Genomic DNA, 14,079 nt, shown 5'->3' with positions numbered 1-14,079 from the left:
AGCCAAAAGTCGGCACCGGTTTTGCCCCCGGAAATGCTCCAATGATGAAGCGTTGAGGAACAGGATCATGACCACCGGAACCAACCGTATCATGGATGAATTCGCCAAGTTGATGACCGATGCCGCCGGCGCCGCCCAAGGCGTGCGCAAAGAGGCCGAGGCCGCTTTTCACGCGCAGGCCGATCGTTGGCTGAACAGCCTCGACGTCGTGCGCCGCGAGGAGTTCGACGTGGTGCGCGAGATGGCGCTGAAGGCGCTTGAAGAAAACGAGGCGCTAAAGGCCCGCATCGATGCCCTCGAGCGCCAGGCCGGAACAGCGCCGGTTGCCGGCGTGCAGCCGGAAGCATAACCCGCCAGGGTTCAGCTACGGCAGGGTGAGGTAAAGCCTCTCTTAGCCGTAGATTCGCTTGCAAATCAATAATCACGGTGATTGACGGCTGCGCGCAAGCGCGGCCGTTTTTCGTGCGGTTCCACTTACGATTTTCGTGGCCCGCAGACGTCATGCTTAACGGAAGGTTACGATTTTTTTCCACATGTGGATTGTTTCGAAAAAGGCAATTCCATGAGTCAGTTAAGCCTTGGGATAACGCATCCGACGTGACCGCTGTCCACAGTGACGGCGCCGAAAGTAGGCTGGAGGGGCTGGTTTGGGACTCCGCCCGCTATACACTGATTTTAAATGATGATTCGAAACGACCCGACCAGTTTCGGGCAGGGTGCCCTAGGCATTCTGGGGGGTGTCGGGTGTCATTCGAAGCGTGTTTCCGGTCAGTGCGTTGTGGTTTGTCGATGATATCCCGTTGTCGTCGTCACAGGTCATTCCCGGTTTAGAAGGTGCGGCATGAGCCTTATGGAATTTGAATTTGAACGTCAGTCCAATCCGGTCGATATGATCGAGTATGTGGCTTCCAACAACGACTGGTCCTTCGAACGATCCGGCGAGGATGAAATCGCCCTGACCGTGGACGGTCGCTGGGCGGCCTATCACGTCTCGTTCTCCTGGATGGAAGAATGCGAAGCTCTGCATCTGGCTTGTGCCTTCGATATCCGCGTGCCTGAACCCCGAGTCAACGAAGTGATCAGGCTGCTATCCCATATCAACGGCCAGGTGCTGATGGGTCATTTCGACCTGTGGCGCCAGGAAGACGTGGTGATCTTCCGCCAGTCGCTGCTGCTGGCCGGCGGTGCCGAGCCGACCAACCAGCAAGTCGAAGTGCTGCTGTCGAGTGCGGTCGAGGCTTGCGAGACCTATTTCCAGGCCTTCCAGTTCGTGGTCTGGTCGGGGCTCGACGCCAAGGCGGCCATGGATGCCGTGCTGTTCACCACGGTTGGCGAGTGCTGAGCCATGGCGAAGGGACGCAAGGCTGAGATCGTGCTTGTCGGCGCCGGCAATATGGGCGGCGCAATGCTCTCTGGCTGGCTGAAGAATGGCATCGACCCCGCAGGCATGCTGGTGATTGATCCCGGCGCCAGCGATGCCGCCAAGGCCCGCTTTGCCGAGGCAGGCGTGCGGCATGTGGCCCAGGCGCCTGATGATATCGAGGCGGGTCTGCTGTTTCTCGCGGTCAAGCCGCAGGTGATGGAAGCCGTGCTTCCGCCGCTCAAATCCGTCGTCGGCGAGGGGACCGTGGTGGTCTCTGTCGCAGCCGGCAAGACCTTGTCTTTCATGTCCACCCATTTGGGGGATGCGGCCATGGTGCGCGCCATGCCCAATACGCCCGCCATGGTCGGGCGCGGAGTGACCGGCGCCTACGCCAATGCAAAGGTCAGCGCTGACCAGCGCGGGCGGGTGCATGCGCTTCTTGCGGTTTCCGGTCCGGTGGAATGGGTGGCCAGCGAAGGCGATATCGATGCGGTGACGGCGGTCTCCGGCAGCGGTCCCGCCTATGTTTTCTATCTCGTCGAGTGCATGGCTGAGGCAGGCCGCAAAGCCGGTCTGCCGGCGGACCTCGCCATGCGGCTCGCGCGGGAAACCGTCGCGGGGGCTGGTGAAATGTTGCACCAGTCCCCGGACGATCCCGCTACCCTGCGCAAGAACGTGACCTCGCCGGGCGGCACGACAGCGGCGGCGCTCTCCGTGCTGATGGCCGAGGACGGCATGCAGCCATTGTTCGATACCGCTGTCGCCGCTGCCAAGCGCCGGGCCGAGGAGCTTGCCTCGTGAGCGGAGCCGACAAGGTGTCGCCCGAGATCGTCTATGGCGATTTCGAGAAGGTGGATATCCGGGTGGGCACGATCATCGAGGCCGAAGCTTCTCCTGAAGCGCGCAAGCCGGCTTACAAGCTCAAGATCGACTTCGGCCCCGAGATCGGCATCAAGCGATCCTCGGCGCAGATCACTGTGCATTATACGCCGGAGACCCTGGTTGGACGCAAGGTTCTCGGCGTCGTCAATTTTCCGCCGCGCCAGATCGGCCCGGTTCGATCCGAAGTGCTGACACTCGGCTTCGAGGACGAGAACGGTGCGATCGTGCTGGCCAGCGTCGAACGCGGCGTGCCCAACGGCAAGCGGATGATGTGAAGTTTGCCAGAGGAAAAGTGGAAGTCGGTTTCCCGAAAAGACAACGAAAACAATAGAACAGATAGTCTGTCTGCTGCGATCTCAAAGTAGGCTAACCGCGTTCTTGCGGCTCTACCGCCCCCTCATCCGGCTGCCGCCACCTTCTCCCCGCTGGGGAGAAGAGACTTGCCGGGGCGCCTTGCCTATACTCGGCGTTGCAAAATTCAGTAGAGCCCTTTGTCATCGGCGATAGAGTTGGGCTCGGTACCGACGTCTTGGTCTCTTCTCCCCAGCGGGGAGAAGTCCCCGGCAGGGGGATGAGGGGGCCGAAGCCCATAAATTTTTGCGTCGTGTACTTTGGTTCAATCTGAACCTGACAGCCTCTAAGAATCTCACACCGGAATGCGGATCGTGGCGCGCAGGCCGCCTAAGGGACTATCGCCAAGCGTGACATTGCCGCCATGGCTGCGGGCGATGTCGCGGGCGATGGCGAGGCCGAGACCGGTGCCTGATGCGTCCTGGTTGCGGGCTTCGTCGAGCCGGAAGAAGGGCTTGAAGACGTCGTCGCGGCTTTCCGGCGGAATGCCTGGGCCGTCGTCATCGAAGACGATGGTCAGCCATTTCGATCCGTGGCGGGCCTCGACATGCATGGTATTGGCATAGCGGCGGCCGTTGACAGCGAGATTGCCGACCAGCCGCCAGAAGGCGTTGGGCCTGACCTTGATCTGCTCGTCGCCCTCGAGCATATAGCTGAAACCCTTGCCATGCAGCCGGTAGTCGGAGGAGATCTTTTCCAGCATCTCCTTGAGGCTGAAGGGCGCGACATTCTCTTCCGCCTCTCCCTTGGCAAAGGCCATATAGCCTTCCAGCATCGACTGCATCGCCTCGACATCCTCGTTCAGAGGCTCGAGATCTGGATTGTCACCAGCCAGCGCCAATTGCAGCTTGAAGCGGGTGAGGATGGTGCGCAGGTCGTGGCTGACGCCGGCCAGCATGGCGGTACGCTGTTCCATCTGCCGCTCGATGCGCTCGCGCATCAGGATGAAGGCAAGGCCAGCACGGCGGATTTCGTCGGCGCCGCGCGGGCTGAATTCCTTCTGCGGCTTCTGGCCCTTGCCGAAACTTTCCGCCGCCTCGGCCAGCGACAGGATCGGCCGGATCTGGCCGCGCAGGAACAGCGTGGCGATGATGATCAGCACCAGCGAGGTCCCGAACATCCACAACAGGAAGATATGGGTATTGGACGCATAGGCCTGATTACGCTTGGCAAAGATCCGCAAAACCTTGCCACCGTCCAGCTGAATGCGGATCTCGATCAGTGGCGAATCCCCGACCGTGTCGATCCAGAACGGTCGCTTGATCTGGGTGCGCAACTCGTCGCTGAGAAGCTGGTCGAGAATGGAGAAGAACGGCTTGGGGCGCGGGGCCGGCAGTTCGCCGTTCTTTTCCAAGGTTGCGGTCAGGCCAAGCTTGGTGGTTGCCATCTTCAGGGTGCGGGCCTCGTCCTGCGGATAGGTATCCAGCAGGTCGATAACCACGGCGATGTCGCGGGTTACGGCGGCCGACAGCCGCTGCGTCACCATCTGCCAATGGCGCTCCATGAACACGAACAGAAGCACGGTCTGCAGGATCAGGATCGGCAGGATGATGATCAGCAGCGCACGGGCAAACAGGCCAGTCGGAAACTGCCGGCGCAGCCAGCGGCTGAACCAGCGCAGGTCGATCCATGATATGCGCCGGTACTTCAACCGGCCGAGGGCCTGCCTGAGCGTCATCGTCGTTTCCACTGCTTTGCCCTGCTGTCTCGTCGCGCTCGATCAATCGCGGCTGAGCCGATAGCCGATACCGCGCACCGTCTGCAACCAAACCGGATTGGCCGGATCGTCCTCGATCTTACGCCGCAGGCGGTTGATCTGCACGTCGATGGTTCGCTCGCCGACATCGGTATCCTCACCAACCAGTTCGTGGCGCGGGATGGTCTCGCCGGCCCGGTTGGCAAACAACAGCATGATATCCTGTTCCCGGTCGGTGAGATGGATAATCTCCGGCCCCTTCTTCAACTCCTTGCGCAGAATGGAGAAGGTGTAAGGCCCGAACATGACCTGCTCGATCTTCGGAGCATCCGTGCTGCTGTTGCGGCGAAGGATATTGTTGATCCGCAACACCAGTTCGCGCGGATCGAAGGGTTTTGCGAGATAGTCGTCTGCGCCGGCCTCAAGACCGGCAATGCGCGAATCGGCCTCGGCCCGGGCGGTCAGGAGAATGATCGGTGCGGTAATCTCGTCGCTCAGCGATTTCGTCAGCGACAGGCCGCTTTCGCCCGGCATCATCACGTCGACAATCAGCAGGTCATAGGCGAGGCCATTGAGCTTGCGCCTTGCCTCCTGCGCTTCTGCGGCGACGGTGACGCGAAAGCCCTGTTCGGTCAGATAGCGATGCAGCAGGTCGCGGATACGCGTATCGTCGTCAACGACAAGGAGATGCGGGGCGTCATCGGTCAGGTCAACACGCTTCATGCTGCTCACGTCTCCTCGTCTGATGGAGCGGTTGGACCATTCTCGCTGCGCATGGCAGAGAGAAAGATGCGGACCGCCTGTTTCTGGTCGCCCGACAACCCTTCGAAGGCTCGAGCAATGCGGCGCGATTGCGGATCGGACAGGGCCAGCGCCAGTTCACGTCCCGACAGCGTCGGATAGAGCCGCCGCTGGCGCCGGTCGGCCGGTCCGGTCATCTGGCGGATATAGCCTTCATCGATCAGATCCTTGAGCACCCGCGCCAGGCTCTGCTTGGTGATGCGCAGGATGGCGAGGAGATCGGCAACGGTCATGCCGGGCTGCCGGCTGACGAAATGCACGACTCGATGATGGGCGCGGCCGTAACCGATCTTCGCCAGAATCTCGTCCGGATCGGAAATGAAATCGCGATAGGCGAAGAAAAAGGCCTCTATCGTGTCGAAATCGATACTCTTGTCGTCGATCTTTGGCAGGTCCGGCAGCTGTTTCTTCGCCGTTCTCGCCGCTGACGTTTTCTGCACGTTGTTCAATTCCTTGCTCTGCCGTTCCAGGGCCTCTCCGGTTGCGATCAAGCCCGGAAGACCATGTATTTCATTGTTTTCGTTTGCCTATTCCCGAAAGCCGGGTCCGATTTTTCTTAGGCAAACTCTGTCGAAATGTGTTGTTTTCGACACAGACGCCCACCAATCGCGGTGCCTGTGTCGAATGCGTTGCAAAACTATGACGGGCGCGTTGAAAAGGCCATCAAAAAAGCCTGTTTTCCCAAGATGGCTGACAAGCTTCGATCCCGCTTGAAGAAATATTGACGGGATCATGCAACCAAAACGCCGCTCGCGGCTTTATGAGGGCAACAGACCGGCCTTTTGCGTTTCGCGACTGACGGTTCAGCAGACATTAAGGGACGGACGGCCATGTCATCTAAGCTCGTTTCGCAAGCGGCACCGGATTTTTCCGCCGATGAGGGCGTCGGTCAAGCAGTGGAAAACACGCTGAAGCCTGTGATGATTCTGGTGTTCACGCTGAAAATCGCCGTGGCTGCTTTGTTGGTCGGCAACGTGATGATGCCGAACATGCATTCGGCCGACGCGCAGACGATGCTCTCCGAACGCTGAGCCTCGTTCCCGGTTGTTTTCCAGATTCGATATTCTTGGTCGAAATCTCTTTCCGCTTTTCCCGGACCTGACTATATCACATCTAGCGCGGCACCCTTGCCGCATTTCTTTTGTCGGTTTTGCGCGTCCGTAGCGATGCGCCAGAGGTGATTATGGGACAGCTTCAGGCCGGGATCATTCCCGTTACGCCCTTCCAGCAAAATTGCACCGTGTTTTTCGATAGCGAAACCAAGGAAGGGGTCATTGTCGATCCCGGCGGTGATGTCGATCAGATCCTCCAGATGGTGCGCGACAACGGCATCACCCTGAAGGAGATCTGGCTGACCCATGGCCATCTCGACCATGCCGGCGGTGCCGAAGACCTTAAGGACGCCTTGTCGATCCAGATCATCGGGCCGCATCGCGATGACAAGCCGTTGCTCGATGCGCTGGAGGGGCAGGGCGCCCGCTTCAACATGCCGATGAAACTGCGCAACGTCACGCCCGACCGCTTCTTGGAAGAGGGCGATGTTGTTGGGTTCGGCGGTCACCAATTCGAAGTGCTGCATTGCCCCGGCCATGCGCCTGGCCATGTGGTTTTCTTTAACCGGGCCCAGAATTTTGCCCATCTCGGCGATGTGCTGTTCAACGGCTCCATCGGCCGCACCGATCTGGCCGGCGGCAATCATCAGCAATTGCTGGATTCGATCCGCGACAAGGTGCTGCCGCTCGGCGACGATGTCGGCTTCATCTGCGGTCACGGTCCCGGCAGCCGCATTGGCGACGAGCGCCGCACCAATCCGTATCTCAAGGGGCTGTGATATCGCCGTTTGGGCTACTGCATAATTCCTTAAATCGGAATCGATGTTTGTCCGCCATATATGGCGCAAGGCGCTGTGGGTTAAGACGAAAAAAACCCGGCAAGACTTGCCGGGCCGCTGGGCGAAATGAAAAACGTGAACGAGGTAATCAGCCTGCGATCTGCAGATTGACGGCCTTGGGTCCTTTGCCGCGGCGGTCCGGTTCCGTATCGAAGCTTACTTTCTGATTTTCACTCAAACCGTTGAGGCCGGAAGCCTGTACGGCGGAGATGTGGACGAAGATATCCGCACCACCATTGTCCGGCTTGATGAAGCCGAAGCCTTTGTCGTTGTTGAAGAATTTTACAATGCCAGTTTCGGCCATGCGTCAGGTCCTTTTGTCTCTGTCCGGGATCGGCGGACAGCTATGCTCACTCCCCACCTTGATTTAGGCGTGGGTCTTGTCGAGCAATCTTAAATTGTGAGGAAAGGTCCCTGTTACCGCAGCCACCTGCTATGATCGATTTCTGTCGTACCGTAGACCGACAGATGTCGTATCCCCTTGTGGATGCCCGGAACTTCTGCGTCTCCGGTGCCAGTCGAAATTTAGATCTTTCCGCGCCTTTAAATTGCCCGAACCCCCAAAGAGTGCTTGGTTTGCAGGGAATTGGCAAGCAAAAGTTTTTTTACGAATCTATGATCTGACCTGGATCAGGGCGAGCCGGTTCGTGCCTTTGCGGGTCATTTCTGTATTATTTTCGCTAAAAATGGTCAGAAAATGCATTGCGGGCGATACAAATCTCCCGCGATATGCGGGTTGCGGCGGTAAAGTTTTTCAAGCAGGCAAAATAATCCGTGCCTTAAAAATTATGAGTCAAGGGCCCGACTTTTGCCCCATTCCGGCACGAGCTCGACCGCCAGCATGGCCAGAAACATCAGTGCGCAGCCGAAATAGCCAGATGGCGGCAGGGACTCGTGCAGGATGAGTGCGCCCAGCAGCGCGCCGAACAGTGCTTCCGAGGACATGAAAATTGCCGCCTGCGAAGAGGATGTATAGCGCTGGCCGATGATTTGCAGGCTGAAGGCCAGCCCGCTCGACAACAACCCGCCATAGAGGATCTGGGTCAGCGAGTTCTCTATATTGGCAAGGGTGATCGGCTCCAGAAGGGCAGCGGCAAGCGTGCAGAGCAGCGCCGTCACGGCAAACTGGATGCCGGCGAGCGCCAGAGGCCGCGACAGGCCCTGGATGATCCGGCCGGTGAGCAGGATCTGCACCGCGAAGAAGCCGGCGCAAACAATGGTCAGCCCATCACCGACACTGAGCGCACTGATGCTGCCGCCGCTAAGCAGGAATATCCCGATGAGGGCGGTGAGAGCGGCCGGCCAGATGATCCAGTGCGGCCGTTGTTTCAGGAAGAGCACGGCCATGACCGGCACGATCACGACGTAGAGCCCGGTGAGGAAGCTGGCATTGGTGACGGTCGTGGTCTTCAGGCCGAATTGCTGGGCGGTCTGGGCGGCAAACAGCAACACGCCGATGATGATGAAATTTTTGATGTCACGGGAGGATAAAGGTGTGGGGGAGCGCTTGGCTTCGATCAGGGCGAAGGGAGCGAGCACGATGGCGGCAATCCCGAAGCGCAGAGCATTGAACCAGTTTGCCTCCAGATGATCCATGGCCGTCGATTGCGCCACGAAGCCTCCGCCCCAAATGGCTGCGGCGAGAAGCAGGAGGAGATTGGCTTGAATGCGGGTCACTGGACATCCTGATCCCGTCAAGGCGGGCGACGATCTTTAAAAAAGCCGCGTCTATCAGGCCGGCTCCCAAACGGCAACCAGGAAGTGGTGCCGAAGGGCTTGGTCAGAGGTCCCGGTTGTTCTTTGGCGGCGTACGGTTGATCCAGACGATCAGCAGGCCGAACAGGCAGAGCATGGCCAGAACGCGCCGGTCGGCAAGGACAGACAGATAGGCCGGCACATGAACCGACGCGACGGAGCCGGCAACGGCCTTATCGACACCGCTGCTGCGGGCGACGGTGGTCGTCAGCACGCCGGACTGGGTGATGGGGAGAGCGATGCTGCCGGTCTCGATATCGTCGACCGTATCTTCTGGCGCCAGGGCGGATGTTGCAGAGGGCGTTGCCCGGGACGAGATTGTCGGACCGACCGAGGCGCCGTGCGTCTCGCTCGCCGCAGCAGCGCCGGTGAGGCCTGCCGACACGGTCAAAGCGGACACCGCAAACCAAGCCGCAACCAGCGTCTTGCGTGCAAAATTCCAGTTTTGGGAAGGTGTTTCTTCCGTCCTGATCCGTCTCATGGTGCCGCTTCCTTCTGCCCAACCGCAGGAGGATAAAAGCCGGTGGAAATAGACCGCAAAGGGACCAGATTGTGGCACTGCACTGCAAAAAATAAGGCGATATTGTGGCGCGTTAATATTTGGTGGTCGCGACCGGTTAACGGCGCTCCAAAGGCCCCTGCGCGGCGGATGTCTCGACCGATTTCCCATGCCGGGATCACGGATTTTCACTCCCGTGTCACCGTGACAAGAAAAGCGCCCGCCTCAAGCCTTTCCGCTTGAAACCGGGGGGCATAGTTGTCATACAGCTGTAACCTGAAGCCTTGGGCAAACCAAGGTTTGCAAACGTTCAACAGCTTCAGGATATTTTCATGGCTTTTCTTGCCGACGCCCTTTCCCGTGTTAAGCCTTCCGCCACCATTGCCGTGGCGCAGAAAGCCCGTGAACTGAAAGCGAAAGGCCGTGACGTTATTGGCCTTGGCGCCGGTGAGCCGGATTTCGACACGCCCGACAATATCAAGAAGGCCGCCGTCGACGCGATCCATCGCGGCGAGACCAAGTACACCCCAGTTTCGGGCATTCCGGAACTGCGCAAGGCGATTGCCGACAAGTTCAAGCGCGAGAACAATCTGGACTATAAGCCGGAGCAGACGATTGTCGGCACCGGTGGCAAGCAGATCCTGTTCAACGCCTTCATGGCAACGCTGAATGCGGGCGATGAGGTCGTCATCCCCACGCCTTACTGGGTTTCCTATCCGGAAATGGTATCGCTGTGCGGCGGTACTCCTGTCTTCGTGGCCACGACGCAGGAAAACAATTTCAAGCTGACGGCTGCCGATCTTGAAAAGGTGATCACGCCCAAGACCAAGTGGTTCATCTTCAACTCGCCGTCCAACCCCTCGGGCGCTGCCTATACTCACGACGAGCTGAAGGCGCTGACCGACGTGCTGCTGCGCCATGAGCAGGTCTGGGTGCTGACCGACGACATGTACGAGCACCTGGTCTATGGCGATTTCAAATTCGCTACGCCTGTGGAAGTGGAGCCGAAGCTCTATGACCGCACGCTGACCATGAACGGCGTCTCCAAGGCCTATGCCATGACCGGCTGGCGTATCGGTTATGCTGCCGGCCCGCTGTCGCTGATCAAGGCGATGGACATGATCCAGGGCCAGCAGACCTCTGGTGCTTGCTCGATCGCCCAGTGGGCGGCCGTGGAAGCCCTGAACGGCACCCAGGACTTCATCCCCGAGAACAAGAAGATCTTCGAAGGTCGTCGCGACCTCGTTGTGTCGATGCTCAACCAGGCCAAGGGCATCTCCTGCCCGTCGCCGGAAGGTGCCTTCTACGTCTATCCGTCCTGCGCCGGCCTGATGGGCAAGACTGCGCCCTCGGGCAAGGTTCTGGAGACGGACGAAGACTTCGTCACCGAACTGCTGGAAACTGAAGGCGTTGCGGTCGTGCACGGTTCGGCCTTCGGCCTTGGCCCCAATTTCCGCATCTCCTACGCCACCTCGGAGACCCTGCTGGAAGAGGCCTGCAAGCGCATCCAGCGCTTCTGCGCTGCCTGCAAGTAAGCAGCACCTCCATCAAGACAGAGAAAAGGGCGGATGGTTGACCATCCCGCCCTTTTCGTTTGGACATTCGCTCTGGTTTAACGCGGTGACAGACTGAAAGCCGCTTCACAGGGTTCCTGGAAATGAGTGCTTCAAGCGTTGCGCATCTGCTTGGCGCCAGCCGCCGCACTGGCTGCCGGAACCGGAACGGGCTTAGGCTCTGGCGCAGGTGCGAAGTGGATGTCGCGTTCGCGGTAGAGCGCGGGCAGGGCCAGTAGCGAGACACAGAAGACGGCGATTGCTGTCTTGGTCAATTCCGAGAACGGGCCGACCCGCCCGTCGATATAGCGGACGGCAAACACGATCAGCACATGCCAGATATAGACATGCAGCGAATGGCGGCCGAGCAGCTGTAGAAAGCTGAGGCTGAAGACGCTGTTGACAGCATGGGCTGTTTTGCGCACGAAAGCGCTATCATGCTTCGGACCAGCAATCAGCAGCCAGGCAACCAGGCTTGCCATGGCGGCAAAATTCAAGAGATAGACCGGGCCGAAATCGGCGCGCACTTCCATCATGCTGAATTTCTGCAGCACGAAATCTGGCATCAAACCATGCGCGGTCATGATCCGCAGCGGCATGAAGAACAGCAGGATTGCAAGCGCGGTCTTTGGGATCAGCGTCTTTTCCGGGCTGAAGACCTTGCTCCATTCAATGTTGCGGGTCGCGGTCAGGCTACCGGCGATCAGGCCGCCGAAAAACACGATCTGCCAGCCGAGCAGGTTGAAGCTGGCGCGGATGCCTTCCTTCTCGGCAGCGCTCAGCCAGCCGTCGAGCGGGTAGGTGATCAGGCGGTGCAGGCCAAGCTGGCCAGCCATCCAGACAACGAGCGAGCCGATGGCGACGGTTGCCCAGCGACCGGTGATGCAGAGCCAGATCAGAGCAGGCGCAAACACCATGTAGATGATGTATTGCGGCAGAATATCCATATAGGTCGGCTGATAGAGGAAGGTGGCAATCGAACCGAGGCGCAGCGGATCGCTCAGCGAAATATCGCCCAGCCAGTCGCGCCAGATGACAGCAGCACCAGGCATCAGCAGGCGCGCGGCGAGCACGGCCAGGATAATGCCCATGGCATAGCGATAGAGTTCGATGGCTCTGGCCCAGATGCGCTCGCGACCGGCTTCATAGCCGGCTTTCAGCATCTTGCGGCCATAGACCATGCCGACCAGCAGGCCAGACATGAACACGAAGCCTTGCGCGTCTTCAACGAAGGTTAGATTGCGGTGGTTGACCTCAACAAGCAGATAACCGCCCGCGAAGACCAGGTGGTTCAACATCATGAAAACGAGGAAGTATCCCCGCATTCCGTCTAGGACATCCAATCTTTTCACGGTCCCGGCTCCCGGTTTACGTCCTGCCCAGCAGGTGGGTTCTTGCCCTTCATCGTGGTGACAATGCGGCGAATTGGAACGACGTCCAATCACATGTCCGCAACGGGTGTCTCCCGGAAAGGTTCCGGGATCAAAATGATGTGACCGCCCTTCGGTTGTCTCTTCGGGGATCAAAGTCCCAGAGCCGAGAGCATGATGAAAGTGGCAAAAAGGATGAAATGGGTCATGCCCTCGATGGCATTGGTCTCGCCGTCGTTGAGGTTGATCGCCGCTGCAATCAGGGTGACGAAGATCATCACCGTCTGCACCGGCGTCATCGCCATAGTGAAGGGCTGGCCGGTATAAAGCGCTATCGCCTCCATGACCGGAACCGTCAGGATGACTGTGGACAGCGAAGCGCCCATGGCAATGTTGACGGTCGCCTGCATGCGGTTGCGCAGCGCCGCCTTCAGCGCTGTCATGATTTCAGGCGCCGCGGAAATGGCGGCAACGACGATCGCCATCATCATCGGCGGCGCGCCGGTATCATGAAGGCCCTCGGTCATCAGTGCTGACATGAATTCGGCGAGAATGCCGATAAGAACGACGCCGAACAGGATGACCCCGATGGAGGTGGAGATACTGCCTTTTTCGTCTGAATGCTCTTCCTCGGCTTCATGGCTTTCTGCAGCGACATCGCCTGGGGCTTTCCCGTGAGCCGCCGCGGTCTTCGATGCCCGGGTCGCGACCCGGCGCGGATAGCTGTAGCTGAAGAAATAGCTGTGGCGACCAACCTGCATGCGCAGGAACAGCGCATAAAGCGCCAGCATGGCGAAGATGGTAAAGGCGGAATAGTAGCTCCATTTTGCATGGGGCACGAATTCCGGCACGATCATGGAGATACCCATGGCGGTCAGGATCATCACGCCATAGGTCTTGCCGCTATCGTCGTTGTAGGGCTGTTCACCGTGCTTGAGGCCGCCAAGCAGGGCGGCAAGGCCAAGAATGCCGTTAATGTCCAGCATCACAGCGGAATAGATCGTGTCGCGCACCAGCGTCGGCGAGCTTTCGCCCTGCATCATGATCGCCAGGATCAGCACTTCGACGGCAACGGCCGACAGCGTCAGGATCATCGTGCCATAGGGATCGCCGACCCGCTGGGCGAGCGTTTCGGCATGATGGGCAACGCGGATCGAGGCCACAAGGATAGCGCCGACCAGCACCGCAGCCGCCGCGAGGCTGGCAATGGAGCCTGCCTCCATGACCGCATGCTCGAGAAAGAACACGGCCACCGCAATCACGATGGGCAGAAGCAGGGTCTTTTCCCGAGAGAGAACAGTCACGTGATCTTATCCTTTACTCGAGCATTTCCAGGGACAGTGGGAGCCGGCTTCCCATCCAGAAATGCATAAAAAAGCAACCGGTGCCCCTCAGGGCTTCAAAAGAAACTCTGACATGCACTGGCAATGCGAACTGCCGCGTATCGGCCAATCCATCCCGCCAAAAACGCGATGATGTCGCGAATGGGCGATTCGGCCGCGTTCGCTTTCGCCCCCTCTGTTGCATCTTCAACGTGCTGATGCAATTTGCAGTTCCGTCTTTAAGGTGCGATAGTTGTGCAGCGCGACGAGGCGGAATTTCGCATGCGCAGCTGTTGATTGGCAATGTCGTGGATAGGGAGAAAACAAAACATGGCGAAAGTGACTTATGAAATCGTACCGCATGACGAAGGCTGGGCCTATCGATTGGATGGCGCCTACTCGGAACGGTTCGACAGTCATGACCAGGCGCTGGAAGCAGCGCGAATCGTGATGAAGGAAATTGCCCAGGCCGATGAGCCGGTTCGGATCGTTTATCAGGACGCCGATGGCAAATGGCGTGCCGAAATGAGCAATGGCAACGACCATCCCGAAGTGGAAATTCTCGATCATTACACGAGCTCGAGCCAGGGCTGATC

The 14,079-nt window shown here is 59.0% G+C and carries 16 protein-coding genes; 8 read left to right on the top strand and 8 right to left on the bottom strand.

Going from position 1 to position 14,079, the window contains the following annotated elements; genetic code table 11:
- Positions 1-67 precede the first annotated feature (67 nt).
- The 4 genes from BJF91_RS13805 to BJF91_RS13790 all read left to right on the top strand — a co-directional run bounded on the left by BJF91_RS13805 (position 68) and on the right by BJF91_RS13790 (position 2,520).
- On the top strand, positions 68-349 hold the full coding sequence (locus BJF91_RS13805; RefSeq protein ID WP_184412688.1) for an accessory factor UbiK family protein: 282 nt from the start codon (positions 68-70) through the stop codon (positions 347-349).
- 492 nt (positions 350-841) lie between these two features.
- Entirely contained in the window at positions 842-1,342 is a 501-nt protein-coding gene (locus tag BJF91_RS13800; protein WP_075615055.1) for a type III secretion system chaperone family protein, read from the top strand.
- A 3-nt stretch (positions 1,343-1,345) separates the two neighbouring features.
- Entirely contained in the window at positions 1,346-2,164 is an 819-nt protein-coding gene (proC, locus tag BJF91_RS13795; RefSeq protein ID WP_075615054.1) for a pyrroline-5-carboxylate reductase, read from the top strand.
- A 14-nt stretch (positions 2,165-2,178) separates the two neighbouring features.
- Positions 2,179-2,520, top strand: coding sequence for a tRNA-binding protein (locus tag BJF91_RS13790; RefSeq protein ID WP_075615644.1), 342 nt, complete (start codon positions 2,179-2,181; stop codon positions 2,518-2,520).
- Positions 2,521-2,891: 371 nt separating this feature from the next.
- Here the strand turns inward: BJF91_RS13790 and BJF91_RS13785 are convergent, their stop codons facing one another.
- From BJF91_RS13785 to BJF91_RS13775, 3 genes are read right to left on the bottom strand one after another with little or no spacing between them, the layout of a single operon-like run.
- Complete coding sequence (locus BJF91_RS13785) at positions 2,892-4,274, bottom strand: HAMP domain-containing sensor histidine kinase (RefSeq protein ID WP_139310695.1); 1,383 nt, start codon at positions 4,272-4,274, stop codon at positions 2,892-2,894.
- Positions 4,275-4,316: 42 nt separating this feature from the next.
- The gene (locus BJF91_RS13780; RefSeq protein ID WP_075615053.1) at positions 4,317-5,015 is read right to left on the bottom strand and encodes a response regulator; all 699 of its coding nucleotides are present in this window, start codon (positions 5,013-5,015) and stop codon (positions 4,317-4,319) included.
- Positions 5,016-5,020: 5 nt separating this feature from the next.
- Positions 5,021-5,533, bottom strand: coding sequence for a MarR family winged helix-turn-helix transcriptional regulator (locus tag BJF91_RS13775; RefSeq protein ID WP_075615642.1), 513 nt, complete (start codon positions 5,531-5,533; stop codon positions 5,021-5,023).
- Between the two features lie 390 nt (positions 5,534-5,923).
- Here BJF91_RS13775 and BJF91_RS13770 point away from each other — a divergent pair, with 390 nt between their 5' ends.
- Positions 5,924-6,124 carry a hypothetical protein gene (locus BJF91_RS13770; protein ID WP_075615052.1) on the top strand — a complete coding sequence of 67 codons (201 nt, stop codon included), beginning with the start codon at positions 5,924-5,926 and terminating at the stop codon, positions 6,122-6,124.
- Between the two features lie 152 nt (positions 6,125-6,276).
- On the top strand, positions 6,277-6,924 hold the full coding sequence (locus BJF91_RS13765; protein WP_075615051.1) for an MBL fold metallo-hydrolase: 648 nt from the start codon (positions 6,277-6,279) through the stop codon (positions 6,922-6,924).
- 148 nt (positions 6,925-7,072) lie between these two features.
- On the opposite strand, the gene BJF91_RS13760 is transcribed toward BJF91_RS13765, so the two are convergent.
- From BJF91_RS13760 to BJF91_RS13750, 3 genes are all read right to left on the bottom strand, one after another.
- Positions 7,073-7,288, bottom strand: coding sequence for a cold-shock protein (locus tag BJF91_RS13760; protein WP_015916682.1), 216 nt, complete (start codon positions 7,286-7,288; stop codon positions 7,073-7,075).
- A 482-nt stretch (positions 7,289-7,770) separates the two neighbouring features.
- Positions 7,771-8,661 carry a DMT family transporter gene (locus BJF91_RS13755; protein ID WP_075615050.1) on the bottom strand — a complete coding sequence of 297 codons (891 nt, stop codon included), beginning with the start codon at positions 8,659-8,661 and terminating at the stop codon, positions 7,771-7,773.
- A gap of 103 nt (positions 8,662-8,764) precedes the next feature.
- Positions 8,765-9,220, bottom strand: a complete 456-nt coding sequence (locus tag BJF91_RS13750; protein ID WP_075615049.1) for a hypothetical protein — start codon at positions 9,218-9,220, stop codon at positions 8,765-8,767.
- 350 nt (positions 9,221-9,570) lie between these two features.
- Between BJF91_RS13750 and BJF91_RS13745 the strand changes: the two genes are divergently transcribed.
- Complete coding sequence (locus tag BJF91_RS13745; RefSeq protein ID WP_075615048.1) at positions 9,571-10,773, top strand: pyridoxal phosphate-dependent aminotransferase; 1,203 nt, start codon at positions 9,571-9,573, stop codon at positions 10,771-10,773.
- Positions 10,774-10,904: 131 nt separating this feature from the next.
- Here the strand turns inward: BJF91_RS13745 and BJF91_RS13740 are convergent, their stop codons facing one another.
- Together BJF91_RS13740 and BJF91_RS13735 are read right to left on the bottom strand one after the other, a co-directional pair.
- On the bottom strand, positions 10,905-12,143 hold the full coding sequence (locus BJF91_RS13740) for an OpgC family protein (RefSeq protein ID WP_075615047.1): 1,239 nt from the start codon (positions 12,141-12,143) through the stop codon (positions 10,905-10,907).
- Between the two features lie 170 nt (positions 12,144-12,313).
- Positions 12,314-13,465, bottom strand: a complete 1,152-nt coding sequence (locus tag BJF91_RS13735) for a calcium:proton antiporter (RefSeq protein ID WP_075615046.1) — start codon at positions 13,463-13,465, stop codon at positions 12,314-12,316.
- 348 nt (positions 13,466-13,813) lie between these two features.
- Between BJF91_RS13735 and BJF91_RS13730 the strand changes: the two genes are divergently transcribed.
- Positions 13,814-14,077 carry a DUF2188 domain-containing protein gene (locus BJF91_RS13730; protein WP_075615045.1) on the top strand — a complete coding sequence of 88 codons (264 nt, stop codon included), beginning with the start codon at positions 13,814-13,816 and terminating at the stop codon, positions 14,075-14,077.
- Positions 14,078-14,079 lie beyond the last annotated feature (2 nt).

Origin of the sequence: Gillisella taibaishanensis (genome assembly GCF_001938985.1) — a bacterium.
Classification (GTDB): Bacteria; Pseudomonadota; Alphaproteobacteria; order Rhizobiales; family Rhizobiaceae; genus Allorhizobium; species Allorhizobium taibaishanense.
The sequence above is the reverse complement of the archived record's forward strand: the minus strand, read 5'-3'. Positions and strand labels throughout refer to the sequence as shown.